Below are 22,072 nucleotides of genomic sequence, written 5' to 3' on the forward strand. Positions count from 1 at the left end.
GGGTCCGGTCCTCCACGCCGACCGGCGCGTCCGGCAGGATGACCGGACCCGGGGGTTCACCGGCTTCGGCCACACTCCCGAGCGCTAACGCGCGGGGATTTTCCGACAAGCAGCTTCGCTCACGCACCAACTGCCCGCATGAGACCGATTCACCCTGTGCTGCAGTCAAACCGGCACCGCGGCCCATCGACTCGGCGTGCCGGTGTCGTCCACGCGCGGTACACGACGGTGAGAAACAAGCTCCTCTTTCTTCGAACTTCCGCGGGACGAAGTTCCGCGACCGGCATGACCCCACCTGTGGGACACACTCACCAACCTCCGGCCACAGCGCGGAGACCCCGGTTGACCGTTCCGGCGTCAAGGTTGGCGCATCGGTACCAGTGACGGGCGCGCTCGTTCTATCAGAGCCCGCTCACCGGTTCCTAGGTTGGCAGTGTCCGACACACAACCCGGCGTGAAGAGGAAAAGCACATGAATCGCGAAGACATCGAATTCCAGGGTGAAGGCGACGTCACCCTCCGCGGCTGGTTCTACCCGGCGCAGAACACCACCACCCCGGCACCGGTCATCGTCCTGACACACGGGATGTCCGCCGTCAAGGAAATGTACCTCGACGACTACGCCAGCGTCTTCGCCGAAGCCGGCCTCAACGCGCTCGTCTACGACCACCGCAATTTCGGTGACAGCGCCGGAACTCCCCGCCAAGAACTCGACCCCGTCCTGCAGTACCGGGACTATCGGAACGCGATCAGCTACGCCACCACCCGCCCCGAGGTCGACGCGAACCGGGTCGGCGTCTGGGGCTCGAGCTTCTCCGGTGGAATCGGTCTGATGGTCGCGGCGATCGACAAAAGGGTCAAGGCGGTCGTCGCCCAGGTGCCCATGATCTCGGGTCCAGCCACCTTGGACCGACTGATCCGCCCCGACTTCCTGCCCCACGTCCGTGGAAACTTCGACGCCGACCGTCTCAACCGGTTCGCCGGCGGTGAGCCCGCGATGCTCCCGGCCGTCTCCCCCGACCCGATGGGACAGGCCGCGATGCCCCAGACCGACGCCTACGAATGGTTCACCAAGGTATCGGCGGACCGGGCTCCGAACTGGAAGAACGAGATGACCGCGCGGAGCCTGGAGATGGCCGGCGAATTCGACCCTGGCAGCTTCATCAGCCAGATCTCGCCCACGCCGCTGCTGATGATCATCGCCGACGAGGACGCCTGTACGCCTTACGCTCTCGCGTTCGACGCCTACGAGCGGGCCCGCGAACCCAAACAGCTCGTCGTCACCCATGGCGGACACTTCGACTTCTACGAAGGCCCCGGCTTCGACCAGGTCTCCGGCGCCGCACGCGACCACTTCGTCACCCACCTGCGCGCCTGATCGATGCGTGGCTTCCAGGCGACAGCCTGGAAGCCACACCTGCGTCCGGGGGGTCGGCAACGACGTGTCACTTCCATACCACCACCGGGCGCGCTGGTTCTATCCACCGGCAACCGCGCCTTTCTACCGTGAGTTGTCGTCGGTGCCCGCAGCCGCGGCCGCTGACCGACCACTGCAACTGGAGGTTTCCCTATGACTACTGACACCACCACTTCCACGGCCCCCACCCACGCCGCCGCCGTCCCCCTCCGCGCCACGGTCTTCGTCAGCCGCTGGCCCAACGTCCCCGCCGTGGAATTCCCCGGCATCCCGGACGGCACCTTCTCCCCCACCACCGCCATCCTGATCAGCGGCGCAACCGAAATCGTCCTCATCGACGCGCTCTACCTCAAAGACGACGTCCAAGACCTCGGCGACCTGATCGAACGCACCGGCAAGAAACTCACCACGATCTACATCACCCACGACCACCAGGACCACTACCTGGGCATCGGACCGCTCAAGGAGCGGTTCCCGGACGTCACATGCGTGGCATTGCCGCACGTGATCGAGTCCATGAAAGAAACCATGGACATTCAGACCATGCAGTGGAATTTGCTGTTCGGCGACGCCTGCATCCCGGCCGGTCCGCTTCCGGAACCCCTCGACGGCCACACCCTCTACGTCGACGGCTCCCCGCTGAACATCGTCGAAGTCACACAAGCCGACGTCCACCCCACCACCATCGTGCACATCCCCGAGATCGACACCGTCATCGCCGGCGACTCCATCTACAACGAGATCTACCCCATGCTCGGCCTGTCCACCCCCGCCGAATGGCAGGACTGGCTCGACACCATCGACGTCGTGGAAAAGCTTCAGCCGAAGATGATCGTCTGCGGACACCGCAGGCCCGACGGCGACGACTACGCCGTCGAGACCATGATCGCCCAAACCCGTTCCTACATCCAAGACTTCATCGCCGCCTTCCCCACCGCGAAGGACGCCGACGACCTCGTCGCCACCATGTCCGCGAAATACCCCAACCACGCCAACCTCTGGACCCTGCAATTCTCCGCCATCAACGCGATCGCAGCCCGCGACGGCGCGCAATAACACAGAACAGACACACCGCGCCGTGACCCGGCCGGCCACGCCCGTCGGTCGTGGCCACACCAAGACCGTCCGCTTCCCACCGCGCCCCGACCCGATAGGTACGCCATGCATTTCGCTTCCCTGCCCGACCACCGCGCCGATCTGGACCCGCATGGGCCGGCGATCTCCGACGGGCGGCAGTCGCTCACCAACGCCGAGCTGCTCATTCGCGTACGGGCGGCCGCACATCACCTGGACGACCTCGGGATAGGCGTCGGCGATGTCGTCGCCGTGAAACTGACCAACCGTCTCGAGTTCGTCGTGCTCCTCTTCGCGGCCTGGCGGATTGGCGCCACCGTCACACCGGTCAATCCCAGCATGACCGATATCGAAGTCGAACGGCAACTACGCGACTCCCATGCACGCCTGCTGGTCATCGAGGACGACTCGACCACACCGGACACCCCTACACTCAGCGCCGACACCCTCCACACCGACCCCGCAGGTTTCGATCCGGCACCGATTCTGGACCCGGCCGCGCTCTCGCTACTCGTCTACACCAGCGGCACGACCGGCACACCCAAGGGCGTCATGCTCGACCACAGCAACATCGAGGCCATGGCCGAAATGATGGGCGTGGCATTGGCGCTGGGGCCAACGGACCGCTCCCTGCTGATCTTGCCGCTCTTCCACGTCAACGGCATCATCGTCAGCATCCTCTCACCACTACTCGCCGGCGGCAGCGCCGTTATCGTCGGCCGGTTCGACCCCAAAACCTTCTTCGACCTCGTTGAACGTGAACGTCCCACCTACTTCAGCGCGGTACCCACGATCTACAACATGCTCGCCGCGCTCCCCCCCGAACTGGTCCCCGACACCACGTCCCTGCGATTCGGGGCATGCGGAGCCGCACCCGCCTCAGACGTATTACTGACCCGGTTCGAAACACGCTACGGATTCCCGCTCATCGAGGGCTACGGGCTGTCCGAAGGAACCTGTGTCTCCACCTGCAACCCCGTCCACGGTCCCCGCCGCGCCGGCAGCGTCGGACTCCCCCTCATCGGTCAGGAAATCCGGATCGTCGACGACAACGGCACCGAACTGGCCGATGGCGAGGACGGTGAGGTCATCGTCCGAGGCCCCAACATCATGCGTGGCTACCTCGGCCGTCCCGAAGAAACAGCACGCACCCTCGTCGACGGCTGGCTCCACACCGGCGATGTCGGCCACTTCGACGCCGACGGCTACCTTGTCCTCGTCGGACGGTCGAAAGACATGATCATCCGCGGCGGAGAGAACATCTACCCCAAAGAAATCGAAGATGTCCTGACCACAGACCCCTCGGTCCTCGAAGCCGCCGTGATCGGTGTCCCGGACGAGAAATGGGGCGAGATCGTCGTGGCCTACGTCCAACCACGACCAGGCTTCACCATTGACATCACAGCACTGACCACACTCTGCGAAGAACACCTCACCGGCTACAAACGACCCACCGCGTACATCATCAAAGCCATCCCCAAAAACGCCGTCGGCAAAATCGATAAACCCACCCTACGAAACACGCACGCCGAAGTCAGCACCGCCCGCAGTGGTAGTTGAGGGAGCGGTGGGGTGCAAGAGAGACCGCGTTGAGCGGGACTGAAAATTCACCGAGACAAATTCTGTCTCGGTGCCGATCCAGACACTCACGCACCCCGCTCCAGCCAGGCTGCACGACCTTAACCAAGCGGTCGGAGCGTAAGCACTACCGCGTTGTTTCTTCAGGCTGGATGTATCGCCGCTGAGATTGTGAGGAGCCCGATCGATGAAGCTAGCTCTCTACCTCCCGAACTTCCGCGACCACGTGACACTGCATGAGCTCGAGGATCTCACCGCCCTCGCTGAGGACCTCGATTTCGATTCGGTGTGGACGCTCGACCGGATTGTTGTCCCCGAGACCTCCGACCGGGCGGAGCTTCAATACCCGTTCGGCATGATGACCGACCTGCCTAACAGCGTGCCGGTCATCTCGCGGGGCAAGTGGTTTCAAGGAATGGCTCTGATTCCATGGTTGGCCGCGAAGACTCGGAAGGTGCGGATCGGCATGAGCATCATCGACACCCCGTACCGTTCCCCGGGGGTTCTCGCCGCTGAACTCGCCACCCAGGACCACCTGTCGAATGGCAGGCTCAACGTCGGGGTCGGGGCGGGCTGGATGCCCGAGGAGTTTGCGGCCGCCAGCGTCCCGCACCTGTTTCCCCGCCGACACGGGCATGTGCGCGAGACGATTGAAATCATGCAGGGCATCTGGTCGAACGAGTTGTTCGAGTACCACGGCGAATTCGCCGATTTCCCTCTTTCAGGCTTCGGCCACAAGCCGATCCAGAAACCCGGCCCGCCGATCTACTTCTCAGGCCTCAAGGACCCCAGGCGCTCGGCAAAACGGATCGCGAAGTACGGACTGCAGGGCTGGATCGGCATCCAGGACTCCCCCGAAGACATCAAGCGATGGAAGGGTGAGATGAAGCGTGAGCTGGACGCACTCGGCCGGGACTTCCCCGAGGGCTTCGACATGTGCAGCATGATCTGGTTCGTCATCACCGACGAGCCGATCGATCAGAGCCCGGCGGGCAAGGCCACGAACTTGCTCGCGGGTACGGCTCAACAAATTGAGGACAGGCTCAAGAGCTACAAGGAGGCCGGCTTGACAATGCCGCTTCTGTGGCCGCCATTCAGGGACGTACCGACCTCGAAGACCATGGACGACCTCAAGCGTCTGACCGAGGAAATCATGCCCAAGGTCAACGCAAGTTGAGCTGTGGATCATTGACGGCTACAGAGATTAACGGAGCGCGAATGGTGCAGCGCTGAACCTGAGGCCCTGCAACGACCAACGGAGGAGCGGTTCGCCGATCAGGGGACCGCTCCTCGCTCATCAGCCTCAATCTTGCATGCCTCTGAGGTGTCGCTTTGATCAGAGCCGCATTGGGTATTTCGGGCGTGGATTCGGTACTCGGCAACGAGCGCTCGCCCGACGCGGTCGGGTGGTCGCCGGTGTCAGGGTCCCGAAAGTTGATTCCTTTCGTCTACATGGTCGGATTGATGCTGGTCAGGGGTCGGGTATCGCGTTGAGACGAGCCAGCGCGGTGATCACCAAGTCGATCCAGGGCGCGTGGGCAGACAACCACAGATACACCTTGCGTGCGTGGCGGGCGATGCGCGCGTCGATCGCGACTCCCCCAGGCACTTCGTGCAGGGCGGCGCCCCCAGGCGTAGTCGTAGCCGTTTCGGCTCCCATCGACTGGCCGGGTGGTCGGTGTGAGCGCAAGCATCTGCATCCATGCGGTGACCTCGACGGCGAGGGCGACGACGGCGCGCCAGATCCGATTCTGATCGAAATCCTGCAACGGAAGATTTTCCAGGCCGGTGTCTTTCAGGATGCGGATCCGGTCTTCGCACCGTGCCCAGCCGGCAGATCGAGCAACCCGGTTACTTCCGCGATCCAGGCGCCGTCGCCGGGTCGCCCGTCCGCGGTGTGGGTGGGATCCAGGCCCGCTCGGGAAGTGCTTCGATCGCAGCGACGATGGAGTCGGTCAGACCGAATCCGATCGAGTACGACAACTTCTGCGTGGTCAGGTAGTCGGTGAGGGCATGGGTGCCGCCGGTCCCGACCGCGGTCGATCAGCACCTTGCTGCCGACCCGCCCACCTTTGGCTGTGAACGGCGAGTCACTAAGTGCCGGATGACCTCGATGTGGTCGGCGGCGGTGTTGGAGCCGGCGTTCCCCGGTCGCAGCATCATCGCCAACGACTCTCCCGTGCCGTCCGGTCCGTGGTCGACGAACGCGCACAGCGGGTAAAACCGAAGCCACTTTGTAGGTGGCGGCAGGCCATTTCCTTCTCCGAGTGCGCGGTCACCAAGGTCGCGACGATTTCGATGATCAGCGGCCGTCCTGCGTCGATCTCATGGTCGAGCGCCCGCTCGCCAGCGGCGATCCGTTGGCTGTCGAACGGGCGGAGTCTATAGCCGCCGACGCTTTCGGAGCGACAGCGGCCAATGCGTCAATCAGTCTCGAGACGGTGGGATCGGATGCCACCCGGCCGAAGATTGCGGGTTCTGCCCGCAGCAGCGCGATATCGGCCGGCAGTCGCCGCCCAGGGCGAGTGCCATCTCAGATCGGCGATGATCTTGCCCGGATCGTGGGAGGTCATTGGTTTTCGCCAGGGTGCGAGCGCACTCGAGAACGCAGTGGTCAAACCAACACCCAGCCCCGCCGAAATCGGCGTGAAAGCCCGAGGTCAGGTCAAGCCACCGCGCGGACTATTCACCTTGGCCGGGAACGTCAACCGCTGGCGAAAGTCGCCGCTGTCCCCGGCCCTTAACCTCCCACGGACTGAAACGCATTGTGGGCCAGTAGTTCACCGATACGGTGTACCACGATATAGCGTCACCGACTCCGCGAGGGCGGACTCGCTGCACCCAGCGCAGCAGCTGATCGTGTCCGACACCGCCCCGCCGATCAGATCCTGGCCGCCAGTTCCGTGCCCTCCCGAATGGCACGTTTGGCGTCCAGTTCGCCCGCGACCGCTGCCCCGCCGATGAGATGGGTTGATACCCCCCGGCTCAGCAGCTCGTCGTGAATACCGCGCTCGGACAGCTGGCCGGCGCACACGACCACCGTGTCCACGGCCAAGGTTTCGGCGCGGCCATTCACGGTGATGTGCAGACCGTCGTCGTCGATGGACTCGTAGGTCACCCCGGACATCATTCGGACGCCGCGCGACCCGACGTGTGTCCGGTGGATCCAGCCCGTGGTCAACCCGAGGCCCGCACCCATTTTGTCCTGCTTGCGCTGCAGCAGGTAAACCTCTCGTGCGGACCCGGCCGGGACCGGCGAACGAACTCCACCCGGCACGTGCGGATCGACGTCCACCCCCCAGTGCCGGAAGAACTCCTCGAGGCGGTCGGCATCGGGGGTCTCCTCACCCGTAACGAACGTGGCGACATCGAATCCGATGCCACCGGCACCGATGATGGCCACCCGCGCGCCGACCGGTGCCGTACCGCGGAGCACATCGACATAGCTGACCACCGATGGATGCGAGGCACCGACGATCGATATCTCGCGCGGCTTCACCCCGGTCGCGATGACAATCTCGTCGAAATCCTCCGCGATCAGCAGTTCGGCGAAGGCCTGGGTCTTCAGCCGGATCGAGACGCCCGCCTCCTCCAGCTCGCCCTCGTAGTACCGGATCGTCTCGCGATACTCCGACTTGCCCGGAATACGCCAGGCCAGATCGAACTGTCCGCCGAGCGTCGGCCGGCTTTCGAACAACGTCACCTGGTGACCACGCCGCCCGGCGAAGGCGCTGAATGCCATCCCCGCCATCCCGGCGCCCACCACGCCGATGCGTTTGCGCGCTCGCGGCGGGGTGGCCATCAGGGTGAGCTCGTGGCCCGCGCGCGGATTCACCAGGCAGGTCGTGGTTTTTTCGGCCAAAGTATGATCGATGCACGCCTGATTGCACGCGATGCAGGCGTTGATCCGGTGCGCACGCCCGGTGCGCGCCTTGTTCACGAACTCCGGATCCGCCAGCAGCGGACGCGCCATCGATATCAGGTCCGCGGCACCGCTGCCGAGAATCTGCTCGGCAAGCTCCGGGGTGTTGATCCGATTGCTCGCGACGACCGGAATGCTCACGGCAGCACGGATTTTCGCGGAGTAGTCCCGGAACGCTCCCGGGGGGACCGGCGAGGCGATGGTCGGGACGCTCGATTCATGCCAACCGATTCCCGTGCTCAGCATCGACACTCCGGCCCGCTCGAGTTCGCGGGCCAATTCGATCGTCTCGGCGAAGGTGGAACCGTCCGGAACCAGATCGGTGAGGGAGATCCGGAAGGAGATCAAGAAGTCCTCGCCAATGGCTCGGCGGGTGCGGCGCACGATCTCGAGCGCGAAGCGGGACCTGTTCTCGAAGTCGCCACCCCATTCGTCGAGCCGGAGATTGGTACGGGGCGCGAGGAATTCGTTGATCAGATAGCCCTCGGATCCCATAATCTCGACACCGTCGTAACCGGCGTTCTGCGCCAGCACAGCCGCCGCTGCGAAGTCGTCGATGGTCTCTACGATCTCGACCGGGTCCATCTCACGCGGAACGAAACGATTGATGGGCGCTCGCACGGAACTCGGCGCCACTAAATCGGGATGCTTCGCATAGCGACCGAAATGCAGCAGCTGCAGAATGATTCGACTGCCAGCGTCTTGCACCGAGCGCGTCACCAGCTGGTGCTGCCGCACGTCCTCGGCTGTGGACATTGTCGCACCCACCTCAAAGGGCCTGCCGGCATAGTTCGGAGAAACGCCACCTGTGACGATGAGTCCGACGCCGCCCCGTGCGCGCTCGGCATAGAACGCGGCCATCGCCTCGAATCCATTTTCGGCTTCCTCCAAGCCCAGATGCATAGAGCCCATCACCACCCGATTCGGCAGGGTCAACGGCCCCACCTGCAGCGGTTCGAACAGTCTGCGGAAGGCGGTCATCGATCTCGTCCTTTTGCTAGCGGCTATGCGATGTCTCGCTGGGAAGACTAGCTTTTGTGCAACTTGTTGCACAAGTGGTGCGAGGCAGCGCATGAGTAAAGTTGGCGGCGCAATATGTCACACGAGCATCAACGGAGGTCCGCAATCGATGTCGCTGAGGTGCGCGATCCTGACGGCGCTCGTGGAGCGCCCTTCCACAGGCAAGGAGCTGACACGACGCTTCGACTCGTCCATCGGCTACTTCTGGCATGCCACCCACCAGCAGATTTATCGTGAACTCGGGAACATGACCGGTGACGGTCTCATCCAGCCGCATGTGAGCCAGGTGAAAGGTAGGGGCGCACCTCGCACATACGAGATCACCGAAACAGGTGTGCGATATCTACGAGAATGGGTTGGCACCGGGCAAGAGCCGGTGCCCCTCAGGGATCCGCTCCTCGTACGCATGCGCGCCGCCGCCGTGCTCGGTGACATCGACCTGACCGACGACATTCAACAGCATTTGGACTATCACCGGTCCCTTCTCCAGACGTACCGCGATATCGAGAATCGCGACTTCAACGGCCCACTCACGACGCGCCGACAACGACTCCAGCACCTGATCCTGCAGGCAGGCATCGACAGTGAACTGTCCTGGACCGAATGGTGCGCGAAGGCGGCAGAGAAACTGGCGACTGAGCGGGCCGAGCGGCATCGTCGCTGATCCTGACCGACGCCGCGGATCGGTTGCCCGCTTCTGCACTGATGTTGGCGCACCGGTACCAGTGACGGGCGCGCTCGTTCTATCAGAGCCCGCTCACCGGTTCCTAGGTTGGCAGTGTCCGACACACAACCCGGCGTGAAGAGGAAAAGCACATGAATCGCGAAGACATCGAATTCCAGGGTGAAGGCGACGTCACCCTCCGCGGCTGGTTCTACCCGGCGCAGAACACCACCACCCCGGCACCGGTCATCGTCCTGACACACGGCATGTCCGCCGTCAAGGAAATGTACCTCGACGACTACGCCAGCGTCTTCGCCGAAGCCGGCCTAAACGCGCTCGTCTACGACCACCGCAATTTCGGTGACAGCGACGGAACTCCCCGCCAAGAACTCGACCCCGTCCTGCAGTACCGGGACTATCGGAACGCGATCAGCTACGCCACCACCCGCCCCGAGGTCGACGCGAACCGGGTCGGCGTCTGGGGCTCGAGCTTCTCCGGTGGAATCGGTCTGATGGTCGCGGCGATCGACAAAAGAGTGAAGGCGGTCGTCGCCCAGGTACCCATGATCTCGGGTCCAGCCACCTTGGACCGACTGATCCGCCCCGACTTTCTGCCCCACGTCCGTGGAAACTTCGACGCCGACCGTCTCAACCGGTTCGCCGGCGGTGAGCCCGCGATGCTCCCGGCCGTCTCCCCCGACCCGATGGGACAGGCCGCGATGCCCCAGCCCGACGCCTACGAATGGTTCACCAAGGTATCGGCGGACCGGGCTCCGAACTGGAAGAACGAAATGACCGCGCGGAGCCTGGAGATGGCCGGCGAATTCGACCCCGGCAGCTTCATCAGCCAGATCTCCCCCACCCCACTGCTGATGATCATCGCCGACGAGGACGCCTGTACGCCTTACGCTCTCGCATTCGACGCCTACGAACGCGCCCGCGAACCCAAACAGCTCGTCGTCACCCACGGCGGACACTTCGACTTCTACGAAGGCCCCGGCTTTGACCAGGTCTCCGGCGCCGCACGCGACCACTTCGTCACCCACCTACGCGCCTGACCGATGCGTGGCTTCCAGGCGACAGCCTGGAAGCCACGGCTGCGTCCCGTAGCCACAAGGACCTGTCCGATCAGGGCCGGTACAAGGACCTGTCACTTCCGTACCACCACCGGACGCGTTGGTTCTATCCACCGGCAACCGCATCTTTCTACCGTGAAGTGTCGACGCTGCCCACCACCGCGGCCACTGACCGACCACTGCAACTGGAGGTTTCCCTATGACTACTGACACCAACGCTCCCGCGGTCCCGATCCGCGCGACGGTCTTCGTCAGCCGCTGGCCCAACGTCCCGGCCGCGGAGTTCCCCGGCATCCCGGACGGCACCTTCTCCCCCACCACCGCCATCCTGATCAGCGGCGCAACCGAAATCGTCCTCATCGACGCGCTCTACCTCAAGGACGACGTCCAGGACCTCGGCGACCTGATCGAGCGGACCGGCAAGAAACTCACCACGATCTACATCACCCACGACCACCAGGACCACTACCTGGGCATCGGACCGCTCAAGGAGCGGTTCCCGGACGTCAAATGCGTGGCATTGCCGCACGTGATCGAGTCCATGAAAGAAACCATGGACATTCAGACCATGCAGTGGAATTTGCTGTTCGGCGACGCCTGCATCCCGGCCGGTCCGCTTCCGGAACCCCTCGAAGGTCACACCCTGTATGTCGACGGCTCCCCGCTGAACATCATCGAGGTGAAGCAGGCCGACGTCCACCCCACGACCATCGTGCACATCCCCGAGATCGACACCGTCATCGCCGGTGATTCCATCTACAACGAGATCTACCCGATGCTCGGCCTGTCGACTCCCTCCGAATGGCAGGACTGGCTCGACACCGTCGATGTCGTGGAAAAGCTTCAGCCGAAGATGATCGTGTGCGGACACCGCAGGCCCGACGGCGACGACTACGCCGTCGAGACCATGATCGCCCAAACCCGTTCCTACATCCAGGACTTCATCGCCGCCTTCCCGACCGCGAAGGACGCCGACGACCTCGTCGCCACCATGTCCGCGAAATACCCCAATCACGCCAACCTCTGGACCCTGCAGTTCTCCGCCATCAACGCGATCGCGGCCCGCGACGGCGCGTAATAACACAAACACCACGCCCCGACCGGGGTCAGAGTGCCCTTCTTCAGGATCCACACGACCCAGGAGGACCAATGTCACCCGCCATCACCCCAAACCATTCCGTCACGCACAACGACAGCGACAACCTGGCCGCGCCTGTGCCGGTGGTGTCATGATGGCGGCCCTCTCGCACAGGCTCGGCGCCCTCGTGCACCATGGCGCGGAGCCCGAAGTCGGGGCCGACACCACCGTGCTTCGATCGGTGTCGTCCGGACCTGAAGTTTCCCGCAGTACCTGGATCGGGCGTGCTGTAGTGGTATTGGTATTGATCCCACTCGGCGTTTTCTATCTCGGCCCTAGAATCTACGATCTCACCGCAACGCCTGGGCGCCTGCAACAGTCTGTCGAAGCGGCAGACCGCTACAACCCGTCCCTGACTCGGCTCGTCGAGCACGAGCGCGTGACAGTGAGTGCCTTCGCGGCACTGGACAGGGTGCGTGAGTGCCTGACCGATGTTCTCGGCATGGGCGAAGCGGTGTCAGTTGAGCTCAGCACCCTCGTCGGAACAATTTCGGTAGATCTACAGAAAATTCTCGACCATACCGGCGTCGACGTCGCCGTTCTGGTCGGTTCACTCGAATCCCTCAGCACTCGCGTCGGCGCATTGCAGGCACCGGCGAACGGTGCAGCCACGGCCTTGTCGGATAATCGCGCGACGATGTCGGCCATCCTGGACGACGTGCGTGTGACGGCCGGCCAGGTGCACGACACCCGTCTTTCCGTGGAGTCCGCAGCCGCCGATCTGTCCGGAAGGTAAGTAACTGATGGTGTTTTTCGGACGACCTGGTGGACCGGCCAGAACGGTTCTCGCACTAATAGCCGTCGCCGTACTCGGCCTGTTTTCCATCGTGATCTTCAACCTGAACAGGAGCCTGGACAACCAGCAACGAGTCAACGCGACCAGTGTCGGAATTTCCGAGAGCTTCCTCGATGTCAACGATCAGCTCACCGCGGAGCTCGGAGAACTGACCCAGCTGACCGGGACTGTGGAGTCGGCGCTCGAATCCATCAGGGCGTTAGGGCCACTCCTGGCGGAACTGCATCACGCCATCACGCCGGTTGCCGGCTCTCTGTCGAGCACCGCTCGAGGCGCCCAGATCACCAGTGAGCAACTTGCCGTGATTGCGCACATCCTCGGTGAGGTCCACAACGTCATCCTTCCCCTGGTGGACTCCGCTCAGGCGTTCGGTCAGCAGGGCGAAGATTTGTTGGCGGTGATCGAGGGATTGATCGCCGACTTACAGAGTGCGGTTGAATCCGCGGCGACGATCAATCAGATGCTTCCATTGCCGGGCTGAATACCGACCGGCCCGCCACCCCTGCCTCTCGACCGACTGGACGTGACATGCGACGTAAAGACCGAAGACCGAATGGTCCTGCCGACCTGACCGCACCACGAAGTGCCGTGTTGCCCTCGGCTGGCCCGCAATCAGAGGGGTTCGCGGTCACTCGCCCTGTCACCAGGTACTCGATTGCCACCGAATGGCTGGGCCGACTAGCGGCGGTCATGTCTGCCGTGCTGCTCGTGCTCGTACTGAACGCAATCTCCGAGGGGCTGGCGGTTCGGCAAAGCACCCGCGCCATCGTGGACAACTTCGGGCAGGCCAATCAGTACTTCGACGAGCGGGCCGATCTGGCCGCGCCTTCCCGTGTGCGGAGCGAGCTTGCAGACCTCAGAACAGTTCTTGCCGAGCTGAATTCGGCGACGGCCGTGGACGTTGATCTGCTGGCCGCAATGCTGCCCGACATGCATACGTTGGTTGCTGCCGGTCACAACGACGTCACTATCGCCCACCAGCTCCATGGCATTTCCTCGTCGCTTCAAGGCGCGGCCGGATCGCTACACGCCATCTCCGCCGACGCGGACGTGGCGGTGGTCAAGGTGAACGATCGGCTTCTGGCTGCACTGCAACTGGCCGATCAGCTCAACGCCGAACTCGAGCGTACGACGGTCAAACTCGCGCCGCTTCCGGCGCAGGGAAATCTGATCCCCGCACCGACGGGAGGGAAGTAATGGTGGGCAGTCGAACTTTCGCCGCGGTTGTGCTGGTACTCGGTGTGGCGCCCGCCATCGGCTTGTGCGCAATCAACGGCTTCTTTCCCACGTTCCGTGATATCAGCGACCCTCTCGGTCGGCCGTCGGCCTTGAGCGTGCAGATTATCGATTCGGCCCAACGACTCGACGAACTGACCGTCGAACTGGAACCGAAGCACGCGCAGCTGGCGGCGGACATCCAGGTTCTCGGACCCATGTCGAACGACCTGGCCGTGTTGGTCGGCCGGAGTGTCGAACTGTCACCGTTGTCAGCGACTTTGGAGGGCAATGCATCGAAGGTCGCGGACATCTCGGCGCCATTGCCGAACGTGGTGACGAGCGTTACCGCGCGTTCCGACGAGGCCGGCGCCACCGTCGACGGACTGTCGACGGCGGTCGGTTCCGTCGCGACCGAGCTGCAGGGAATCCACGACGGTTTGACCACAATGCAACTCACTCTTCTCGCGCTCGGCCCGAAGATGTCGGGGATCGCCTCGACGCTGGCGACGATCCAGGAAGAAGCTGAGCATGTTCGGGAGTTCGGTCCGCTCCTCGCAGTGGTAGGCCCTCCGTTCAACAGTCTCGGTATCCCGTCCTTGGGTTTCGAGGCACCACCGTTACCGCCGCTGCCTCTTCCCTGAGCATCCGGATACCCTTTCTTCGTTCGACGGAGTGAACATGCAGATGCACATGCAGAAAAGATTTCGGTTGTCCTGGGCGATCACCTTGGCATTCACCATTGCGGTGTTGAGCGGCTTGTTGATCCTCACGAGAGACCTGGGCATCACGAACGACACGTTCAAAAACGGTGTCGTGCAGGCGCAAGAGCTCGACGCGACGACCGATGCCGCGCTCGACGGGGCGCATCAATTGCCACCCGCAGCCGAGGCGGCGCGGCAAGGGCTGCCGGAGGTGGTCGGCGTCATCGATTCCCTCACCCGGGCGAATCAGGTGCTGGGCACTCTCAGTGACCAACTCGGCACCCTCGGTACCACGCTGACCGAGGCTGACGCCCCTTTGGCGGGCACAATTTCTGCCGGTCGGGGGGCAGGCGGAGAGGCCGGTGCGGCCGGTGTGCCGCTCGGCGGGATAGCGGCAACCCTGGATGATGCGAACGTCAACGCGCAGGCTCTCGGCCAGAAACTGGATGAGACGCTCACCCTGTCGCAGACGATCGACCAGAAACTACGCGTCGCGTTGCTGCTGCCGAAAGTCGGCAACTGACAGAAATGAGATCACCGTGGGGTCATGCTGTGGGCTGCGGTGACCTCGAAGACGACCTGGCATCGTGGATGCCCGTTTGTTGCCCCGATGCTCGACCACAATCCCATTTGCCTGCCAGGCGGCGATATCCTGAAGTCACATTCTCCTCGAGATGAGGCAAGTTGCCTCATCGAGGATGGGATCGTCCAGGTCCTGTTCTCGCTCTGCGGGGAGACGGTGAGGACACTCCGATGGCCGCAGGTGATCCGCTCGAGACCCAGCGCGGCGTGGCCCACACGGTCACGGCGGAGTTGAGCGCTGCGGGATTCGAGGACGCCCACGAAATCGGCCGGGGCGGGTTCGGTGTGGTCTACCGGTGTGTGCAACCGGCGCTGGACCGCATTGTGGCGGTGAAGGTCCTCGCCGCGGACCTGGACGAGGAGAACCGGGCGCGGTTCTTCCGGGAACAGCGGGCGATGGGCCGCCTCACCGGACATCCTCACATTGTGAGCGCACTCCACGTCGGTGCCACCGACAGCGGTCGCCCCTACATCGTGATGCCCTACCACTCGCAGGATTCGCTCGACGCCCGGATCCGCCGTCACGGTCCACTGCCCTTGGAGGAAGCACTCAGGCTCGGGGTGAAGATAGCCGGAGCGCTCGAGACGGCACACCGTCTCGGCGTCCTGCACAGGGACCTCAAACCCGGAAACATCCTGCTCAGCGACTACGGGGAGCCGGCGCTGACCGATTTCGGCATCGCCCATATCGCCGGCGGATTCGAGACCGCCACCGGCACCGTGACAGGGTCACCGGCTTTCACCGCACCCGAGGTACTCAGCGGCGAACCTCCGACTGAGGCCTCCGATATCTACGGTCTCGGTGCGACAGTGTTCTGCGCCATCACCGGTCACGCGGCGTTCGAGCGCCACAGCGGTGAGCATGTGGTCGCTCACTTCCTCCGAATCACCACCCAGCCGGTTCCGGACCTGCGCGAGCACGGCGTTCCCGACGACGTATCGGAGATAGTCGACCGCGCCATGGCCGCCGATCCGGGGCAGCGTCCTGCCACCGCCGCCGACTTCGGCGACGAACTACGGCGGGTCCAGCTCCACCATGGCTTCCCCGTCGACGAGATGGCCCTGTCCGGCGAACCGGACGCCCGCCGACGCGATCCGGATCCGGCGCGCGCCCGCCCGAGGTCCACGGCGACTCCACCACCTACTCCATCGATGGCACCCGCCGTGAGGACTCCGGTGAGTAATCTGCCGCTCGAGCTCACCAGCTTCGTGGGCCGCCGCCATGATTCGACCGAGGCGAAACAGCTGCTGTCGTCCGCTCGTCTGGTGACGTTGACCGGGATCGGTGGTGTCGGGAAAACGCGTCTGGCGCTTCGGCTGGCTGCCGATGTCCGGCGGAGCTTCGGTGACGGAGTCTGGTTGGTCGAACTGGGCGAGTTGCGGGATGGGTCACTCCTGACGGACACGGTTGCCGCGGCCCTGGGGCTGCGGGATCAGCCCGCGCGACAGCTCGACGACGTGGTGGCGGAGTTCCTCGCCTCCAGGCACCTTTTGCTTGTACTGGACAACTGCGAACAGGTGGTGGAGGCGGTCGCGGCATCCGCCGAGATGCTGTTGCGCACCTGTCCGCAGCTGCGGATCTTGGCCACGAGCCGCGAACCCTTGGGTATCGGCGGGGAGGCGGTGCTGCGGGTTCCCCCGCTGAGGGTCCCGGCCCCAGACCAGGAGCCCTCGCTGCGGGCGCTGACCGGGTACGACGCGGTGGCGTTATTCGTACAGCGCGCCGCGGCCGCCGTGCCCGGATTCGAACTCACCGACGACAACCGGATGGCGGTGGTCCGAATCTGCCACCAACTCGACGGCCTACCGTTGCCGATCGAGCTGGCGGCGGCACGGTTGCGGGCGATGTCGCCCGAGCAGATCCTGCAGCGGCTGACCGACCGGTACACGCTGCTGACTCTCGGCAATCGCGCTGCACCGACGCGCCAGCAGACCCTGCGGCTGTCCATCGACTGGAGTCATGAGCTCTGTACGACTCGGGAACAGCAGCTGTGGGCCGAGCTGTCGGTGTTCGCGGGAAGTTTCGAACTGGATGCTGCCGAGGCGGTCTGCGGGGAGGACTTGACCCCGGAGGAGTTGCTCGACACAGTGACGGCATTGGTCGACAAGTCGATCCTGATCCGGGAAGACGCCGGCTCGGCGGTGCGGTTCCGGATGCTCGAGACCCTGCGCGAGTACGGCAAGGAAAAGGCCGAGCAGACCGGTTTCCATTCGATATTGCGACGACGGCACCGCGATTGGTATCAGCGTTTGGTGTTGCAGGTGGAGGCCGAGTGGATCAGTCCGCAGCAGCTGGAGTGGATAGCGCGGCTCGAGAGGGAACAGTCGAATTTGCGTGAGGCGATGGAATTCTGCCTGTTGGAGGAACCCGGCACCGGCGCCGAGGACGGTCTCCGGATAGCGGCGGCCCTGTTCCCGTTCTGGCTCTCCCGCGGACTGTTCCGGGAGGGACGGCACTGGCTCGACCGCGCCCTGGCGCATAACTCCGAGCAACCGACCGCTTCACGAGTAGGGGCGCTGTACGCCGCCAGCGTGTTCGCGGGCGTTCAGGGTGACCTTCCGGCCTCGAGGACTCTGGTGGATGAAGCGCAGGCTCTGATCCCCCAGATAACCGACCCGCTGGTCCGCGCCCGCGTCACCCATGCAGACGGTCTTCTTGGCCTCGTCAGCGGCGACCTACCCCACGCCTGCACGCGTATGGAGGAAGCCCTGGAGGTATTCGGCGACCGCGGCGACCTGTCATTGCGGGTGTGGGCGCTGATGATGCTCGGGTTGGTGTACGAATTGCAGGGAGATGTTCCGCGGGCGATCGAGTGCCATCAGAAGGTTCTGGACATCACAAAAGCACACGGTGAATCGGTATACCGGTCGTACTCCCTGTGGGCGCTGGGAGTGGCGGCCTTGCAGCAAGGCGATCGCGGTCAGGCGGCGGAACTGCTAGAACAGTGCTTGCGGCTGAGCCGGTTGGTGGACGATCCATTCACTGCCTCGATGACCCTGGAGGCTCTGGCGTGGATCGCCGGCACCGAGGACCGCGCACGACGCGCCGCCATCCTGATGGGGGCCGCAGAGGCGCTGGGCCGTGCCCTGGGAAGCACCTCGGTGCTGTTCCCCACCTTGCTCGTACGCCACGAGGACTGCGAACGGCTCACTCGCACCTCACTGGGTGAGCGGGCATTCGAGGCGGCCAGACGGGAAGGTGCGCTCATGGGTTTCGAGGGAGCGGTCGCCTACGCCCTCGGCGAGCGCACCGAGGCCACGACACAGCCCGCCGGTAGCAGTGCGACGGGCCTGACCAAGCGGGAGCAAGAGGTCGCAGAGCTGGTAACGCAGGGCCTCACCAACAAGGCCATCGCCGCCAAGCTGGTGATATCGCCGCGCACCGCGCAGGGCCATGTGGAACACATTCTGACCAAGCTCGGGTTCACCTCACGAACACAGATCGCGGGTTGGGTCCTGGAGCACGCGCAGGACAAGCGCGGCTGACCGGTACGGCGTCGCCGTTCTGGCCAGCACGCCGCGTGCAGCTTCTTGTAACCTCGTTCCCAGGCCCCTCATACGGGGCGATGCGAACTGGGGAAGGTGGACGCGGATGCCGAGCCCCGACAAGGAGGCCACTGTTCGGTTGACGTCCGAACAAATCATCGAGCGGCTGGTCGACGCGGCGACGACTCTGCTCGCAGAGGCGGGCCCATCCGAGATCAAAGCACGGTCGGTCGCTGAAGCGGCGCAGGTGTCCACGATGTCCGTCTATTACCATCTCGGGGGCCTGCCTGAGCTGCTTCAGGCCGTAGTCGACAGAGGCTTCCGAGATCTCGCCCTTGCCTTCGAGTCGGTACCCGCCAGCGACGATCCCGCCGCGGATCTCTTCGGTATTGCGTTGGCCTGCCGACAACTGGCCCAGGCCAATCCGCATCTCTACGACCTGATGTTCGGCCTCGCGACGCGCCGTGGATACCGTCAGCTCAGACCAGCCCGCTCGGGTGCCGCTGCCCAGTCCGAGGCGTTTCGGACTGCGTATTCGCTTCTGGTCGGCCGATGTGCCCGATTCGTAGGAAGCGGCCGCATCCGCGGCGGCGAGAATCCGGAAGTGATCGCCACGCAGCTCTGGAGCTGCGTGCACGGATTCGTCACCCTGGAGTTGGGCGGTCACTTCGCCCAGTTCCCTGATCCGGTCGCTCAGGTCCTGCAACCGACAATGGTGAACTTGCTGGTGGGACTGGGCGATACCGCGGAGTCGGCACAGTCTTCGCTTGTGAATGCACTCCTCGCGAATTCGCGCGAGTCGGACCGCAGCGCCGCGGATCCACAGGCGAGAGGGTAACCAGCAGCAGAACCGTGATCAACTGCGTGAGCGTCCAGTGCTTGCCGCTCCGGTCCGATTCAGCTGGCCAAGTCATCAATTGTCGACGTAGAGTGCGGGTTCAGGGTGTCCGTTTCCGCCTGCATCTCGACACTGGCAATGCCGAAGCACTCCCGATAGTCGCTGGGCGACATCGACAGGAACTTTCGGAACTCGCGACCGAAATGGCTTGCGTCGTAAAACCCCCAGCGGTGGGCAATAGACCCGATCGGAATGTCAGTGGCGACCACGTCGCGGCGTGCGCTGGCGAGTCTCTGCATGCGTACAACCGACCCGACGGTGTCGCCCGTGAGGGAGAAGGCGCGATGGACCGTGCGGCTCGAGACGTTGAACGCTCTGGCCATGTCAGCGACGCGGATCGGGCCGCTCCGAAGGTGCTGCTTGATCCACTGATCGAGCTGTGATCGGAGGGCGGGCAGGAGCGTAGGACCGTCGCATGCCGCACGGGTGCTGCTCCGGATCACCCCGGCCACCAGCGTGAGCAGCGCCTCTCGGGCCGCCTCTGCGTCTGCGGCGTCCATGGACGACACGTGCGAACCCATGCTTTCTACGAAACCGATCAGGACTCGCGCCAGCGGGCGGGATTGATCGAGCATCACACAATCGGGGATCGAACCGCCGGTGTCGTATGACGCCAGTGCGGACAGGGGGATGATTACACTGCGTTTCCGGAGGCCGGGCGATACGGTGGAGTTGTACGCCACTCGACCCGTCGAGATGAGGCCGGTTCCAGGTTCGATGCGAGCGGAACCCGATTGCAGTTCGAAGTGTTGAGTACCGGAGGATGCTGTGAGCAGCATCAGCACCTCGGTGTCCGACGTTTCGATCAATCGCTTCGTGCGACTCACTTTCAGTGCGGGGCAATCCCACTTAGTGACTTTGATGTCGCTGAGATCGAGAGATCGTAGTAATCCGTGGCCTTCGCCCTCTGCGTCGGACGAAATATCGATTCCCATCGGCACGAGCCGCCCCGCCATCGCGTTCTCCCAAGCCGACCGGCGGTCCCGACGCTCGACTTGGCGGAGGTCGAGCGTCGGGACCGAGTCGTCTTTCATGACGCTGTGCTTCAGCGGCCTCGAACGAGGAGGTCGGTCCGTCCAGCGTTCTTCAGCAGCATGACGCACTTCCGAAACAGCTGTATGGCCGCCGGAAAGGCTCTGAGCGAGCTCGGCATACCCCGGACGGTCATTGGGCCTGCGGTCACACGACCGAGAAGTTCCGGCGCTGCGTGGAGTAGACATGTGATCGATTCCAATCCTGATGGCCGTGGCGCGACCGGACGGCAACGAGGTTGCTCGCAGTCCATAATGAAAGTTGTAACGAAGTTAGGAACACGCTACGCGGTGGACTTTCCTGTGGCAAGGGTCACATTGATGTGCCAATTTCGCGAGTCTCCTGCAGGTCGCGCGACGTGCAGCAGAACACCGCGACGTCCGTCGCCATCGTCAACCGCGCCGACTGAGCGCGGATGCGCCAGCATAGACCGAAGCCACTCCTGCACAGCGGTTTGCGAGGCGTCAGCTGCCTCCCGCCGGCTCGGCGTGACCATGGCCGACCGCAAGTGCATGCATGAGACCTACGACTACCATTCCTGAACTCGCGACCCGAAATAGCTGGCGGCAATCATCCTCAACGGTGGGAATGGAACGTCCGTGGCGACCACATCGCGGCGTGCACGGCCCGCCGGTCTCGACGCTCGACCTGGCGGAGGTCGAGCGTCGAGACCCAGTCGTCTTTCACGATGTTGCGTTCTATCGTTCAGGCGGCGTCACTTAACGAGCAGGTCCGTCCGTCCATCTTTCTTCAGCAGCTCGATGTAAGTCGGGAAAAGCTTCGTTTGCGCGTTAATCGCTTTGGCCACGATTTTCATGTTCCCTTCCATGCCGATGTCGCCCCTCATCACAGCCATGGTCAGATTGAGGTCGCCCTGCCAGAAGCGGTTCGCATATTCGCCGGTCATCCGGAAGGTGCAATCTGCGTTGCCGTCCGCTGCGCCGGGAACGGCGGTCAGGTTCGGCATGTCGATGATCATGGAGCCGTCGGGTTCGGTGGTGAGGATCTCGAAGACACCCGGGATGTTCGAGAGCTTCTCGAGGAGGATCGGGTCGCTCTTAGCCTGTTCGAAAGCCAAGCCGATGTACTTGTATAGTTCCTCGGCGGTCGGTGTTGCGGACATCTGTTGGTTGTTCCTCTCGTGACGGCCGTGGCACGACCGGGGCGGCAACAAAGTTGCCCCTCCTTTAAAGCGGGCACTGTGACGAACCAAAGTATGTGGTCTGTGTCGCAACTTAGGCTACGAGCGGAACGTGGTGCTCAATAGGACCAGGACGCCCGGTGGCGGTATTCCCACGCCACGCCAGCCAGTTGCTTTGGCGACAACTTCCAGGAGACGATCTCGAGGGTGTTTGCACCCTATTTCTTCCTTCGGGAGTGTGAAATAACCTCCATGACAACGGTTCCGGATATCTTAGTGGTCTGATTCGTTAATTCGTCGGGGGTTGTTGCCAGGCGGTCGGGTCGGCGA

17 protein-coding genes and 1 pseudogene are annotated in these 22,072 nt (G+C 63.7%); 14 read left to right on the top strand and 4 right to left on the bottom strand.

Annotation, left to right across the window (positions count from 1 at the left end; translation table 11 throughout):
• Positions 1–471 precede the first annotated feature (471 nt).
• The 4 genes from QM806_RS34645 to QM806_RS34660 all read left to right on the top strand — a co-directional run bounded on the left by QM806_RS34645 (position 472) and on the right by QM806_RS34660 (position 5,245).
• Positions 472–1,377, top strand: a complete 906-nt coding sequence (locus QM806_RS34645) for an alpha/beta hydrolase (RefSeq protein ID WP_283294358.1) — start codon at positions 472–474, stop codon at positions 1,375–1,377.
• A gap of 192 nt (positions 1,378–1,569) precedes the next feature.
• Positions 1,570–2,472, top strand: coding sequence for an MBL fold metallo-hydrolase (locus QM806_RS34650; RefSeq protein WP_133984324.1), 903 nt, complete (start codon positions 1,570–1,572; stop codon positions 2,470–2,472).
• A 105-nt stretch (positions 2,473–2,577) separates the two neighbouring features.
• Entirely contained in the window at positions 2,578–4,050 is a 1,473-nt protein-coding gene (locus tag QM806_RS34655) for a class I adenylate-forming enzyme family protein (RefSeq protein WP_120660785.1), read from the top strand.
• A 205-nt stretch (positions 4,051–4,255) separates the two neighbouring features.
• A complete protein-coding gene (locus QM806_RS34660; RefSeq protein WP_005265264.1) occupies positions 4,256–5,245 on the top strand; it encodes an LLM class flavin-dependent oxidoreductase in 990 nt (329 codons plus the stop codon).
• Between the two features lie 294 nt (positions 5,246–5,539).
• On the opposite strand, the pseudogene QM806_RS34665 reads toward QM806_RS34660, so the two are convergent.
• Together QM806_RS34665 and QM806_RS34670 are read right to left on the bottom strand one after the other, a co-directional pair.
• Positions 5,540–6,689, bottom strand: a pseudogene (locus tag QM806_RS34665) (transposase); the annotation flags it as partial.
• Between the two features lie 260 nt (positions 6,690–6,949).
• Positions 6,950–8,971: an NADPH-dependent 2,4-dienoyl-CoA reductase gene (locus QM806_RS34670; protein WP_133986720.1), complete on the bottom strand. Its 2,022-nt coding sequence runs from the start codon at positions 8,969–8,971 to the stop codon at positions 6,950–6,952.
• Positions 8,972–9,119: 148 nt separating this feature from the next.
• Between QM806_RS34670 and QM806_RS34675 the strand changes: the two genes are divergently transcribed.
• The 10 genes from QM806_RS34675 to QM806_RS34720 all read left to right on the top strand — a co-directional run bounded on the left by QM806_RS34675 (position 9,120) and on the right by QM806_RS34720 (position 19,509).
• Entirely contained in the window at positions 9,120–9,674 is a 555-nt protein-coding gene (locus QM806_RS34675; RefSeq protein WP_005264929.1) for a PadR family transcriptional regulator, read from the top strand.
• 152 nt (positions 9,675–9,826) lie between these two features.
• Entirely contained in the window at positions 9,827–10,732 is a 906-nt protein-coding gene (locus tag QM806_RS34680) for an alpha/beta hydrolase (RefSeq protein WP_283294362.1), read from the top strand.
• A gap of 217 nt (positions 10,733–10,949) precedes the next feature.
• Positions 10,950–11,828 (top strand): MBL fold metallo-hydrolase, encoded by an 879-nt coding sequence (locus QM806_RS34685; RefSeq protein ID WP_120660781.1) that lies wholly within the window; start codon positions 10,950–10,952, stop codon positions 11,826–11,828.
• Between the two features lie 151 nt (positions 11,829–11,979).
• Positions 11,980–12,624 (top strand): hypothetical protein, encoded by a 645-nt coding sequence (locus QM806_RS34690; protein WP_241769766.1) that lies wholly within the window; start codon positions 11,980–11,982, stop codon positions 12,622–12,624.
• Between the two features lie 7 nt (positions 12,625–12,631).
• A complete protein-coding gene (locus QM806_RS34695; RefSeq protein WP_120660780.1) occupies positions 12,632–13,165 on the top strand; it encodes a hypothetical protein in 534 nt (177 codons plus the stop codon).
• A 209-nt stretch (positions 13,166–13,374) separates the two neighbouring features.
• Positions 13,375–13,881, top strand: a complete 507-nt coding sequence (locus QM806_RS34700) for a hypothetical protein (protein WP_005265258.1) — start codon at positions 13,375–13,377, stop codon at positions 13,879–13,881.
• Positions 13,881–14,543 carry a hypothetical protein gene (locus QM806_RS34705; RefSeq protein ID WP_005265257.1) on the top strand — a complete coding sequence of 221 codons (663 nt, stop codon included), beginning with the start codon at positions 13,881–13,883 and terminating at the stop codon, positions 14,541–14,543. Before QM806_RS34700 ends, QM806_RS34705 begins: the two co-directional genes overlap by 1 nt.
• A 37-nt stretch (positions 14,544–14,580) precedes the next feature.
• On the top strand, positions 14,581–15,126 hold the full coding sequence (locus QM806_RS34710; protein WP_269591635.1) for a hypothetical protein: 546 nt from the start codon (positions 14,581–14,583) through the stop codon (positions 15,124–15,126).
• 230 nt (positions 15,127–15,356) lie between these two features.
• Positions 15,357–18,671 carry a protein kinase domain-containing protein gene (locus tag QM806_RS34715; protein WP_133984330.1) on the top strand — a complete coding sequence of 1,105 codons (3,315 nt, stop codon included), beginning with the start codon at positions 15,357–15,359 and terminating at the stop codon, positions 18,669–18,671.
• 106 nt (positions 18,672–18,777) lie between these two features.
• Positions 18,778–19,509 carry a TetR/AcrR family transcriptional regulator gene (locus tag QM806_RS34720; protein WP_005265254.1) on the top strand — a complete coding sequence of 244 codons (732 nt, stop codon included), beginning with the start codon at positions 18,778–18,780 and terminating at the stop codon, positions 19,507–19,509.
• Between the two features lie 59 nt (positions 19,510–19,568).
• Here QM806_RS34720 and QM806_RS34725 read toward each other — a convergent pair whose 3' ends face one another.
• Positions 19,569–20,603 carry an AraC family transcriptional regulator gene (locus QM806_RS34725; RefSeq protein ID WP_005265253.1) on the bottom strand — a complete coding sequence of 345 codons (1,035 nt, stop codon included), beginning with the start codon at positions 20,601–20,603 and terminating at the stop codon, positions 19,569–19,571.
• 713 nt (positions 20,604–21,316) lie between these two features.
• Entirely contained in the window at positions 21,317–21,724 is a 408-nt protein-coding gene (locus tag QM806_RS34730) for an SCP2 sterol-binding domain-containing protein (RefSeq protein ID WP_120660778.1), read from the bottom strand.
• Positions 21,725–22,072 lie beyond the last annotated feature (348 nt).

It is taken from the genome of Rhodococcus sp. IEGM 1351, from assembly GCF_030056875.1.
Classification (GTDB): domain Bacteria; phylum Actinomycetota; class Actinomycetes; order Mycobacteriales; family Mycobacteriaceae; genus Rhodococcus_F; species Rhodococcus_F opacus.

Excerpts from the sequence above, each read along its gene's own strand:
- QM806_RS34645 (WP_283294358.1), top strand. The coding sequence starts at position 472 with ATGAATCGCGAAGACATCGAATTCCAGGGTGAAGGCGACGTCACCCTC.
- QM806_RS34650 (WP_133984324.1), top strand. The coding sequence starts at position 1,570 with ATGACTACTGACACCACCACTTCCACGGCCCCCACCCACGCCGCCGCC.
- QM806_RS34655 (WP_120660785.1), top strand. The coding sequence starts at position 2,578 with ATGCATTTCGCTTCCCTGCCCGACCACCGCGCCGATCTGGACCCGCAT.
- QM806_RS34660 (WP_005265264.1), top strand. The coding sequence starts at position 4,256 with ATGAAGCTAGCTCTCTACCTCCCGAACTTCCGCGACCACGTGACACTG.
- QM806_RS34670 (WP_133986720.1), bottom strand. The coding sequence starts at position 8,971 with ATGACCGCCTTCCGCAGACTGTTCGAACCGCTGCAGGTGGGGCCGTTG.
- QM806_RS34675 (WP_005264929.1), top strand. The coding sequence starts at position 9,120 with ATGTCGCTGAGGTGCGCGATCCTGACGGCGCTCGTGGAGCGCCCTTCC.
- QM806_RS34680 (WP_283294362.1), top strand. The coding sequence starts at position 9,827 with ATGAATCGCGAAGACATCGAATTCCAGGGTGAAGGCGACGTCACCCTC.
- QM806_RS34685 (WP_120660781.1), top strand. The coding sequence starts at position 10,950 with ATGACTACTGACACCAACGCTCCCGCGGTCCCGATCCGCGCGACGGTC.
- QM806_RS34690 (WP_241769766.1), top strand. The coding sequence starts at position 11,980 with ATGATGGCGGCCCTCTCGCACAGGCTCGGCGCCCTCGTGCACCATGGC.
- QM806_RS34695 (WP_120660780.1), top strand. The coding sequence starts at position 12,632 with ATGGTGTTTTTCGGACGACCTGGTGGACCGGCCAGAACGGTTCTCGCA.
- QM806_RS34700 (WP_005265258.1), top strand. The coding sequence starts at position 13,375 with ATGTCTGCCGTGCTGCTCGTGCTCGTACTGAACGCAATCTCCGAGGGG.
- QM806_RS34705 (WP_005265257.1), top strand. The coding sequence starts at position 13,881 with ATGGTGGGCAGTCGAACTTTCGCCGCGGTTGTGCTGGTACTCGGTGTG.
- QM806_RS34710 (WP_269591635.1), top strand. The coding sequence starts at position 14,581 with ATGCAGATGCACATGCAGAAAAGATTTCGGTTGTCCTGGGCGATCACC.
- QM806_RS34715 (WP_133984330.1), top strand. The coding sequence starts at position 15,357 with ATGGCCGCAGGTGATCCGCTCGAGACCCAGCGCGGCGTGGCCCACACG.
- QM806_RS34720 (WP_005265254.1), top strand. The coding sequence starts at position 18,778 with ATGCCGAGCCCCGACAAGGAGGCCACTGTTCGGTTGACGTCCGAACAA.
- QM806_RS34725 (WP_005265253.1), bottom strand. The coding sequence starts at position 20,603 with ATGAAAGACGACTCGGTCCCGACGCTCGACCTCCGCCAAGTCGAGCGT.
- QM806_RS34730 (WP_120660778.1), bottom strand. The coding sequence starts at position 21,724 with ATGTCCGCAACACCGACCGCCGAGGAACTATACAAGTACATCGGCTTG.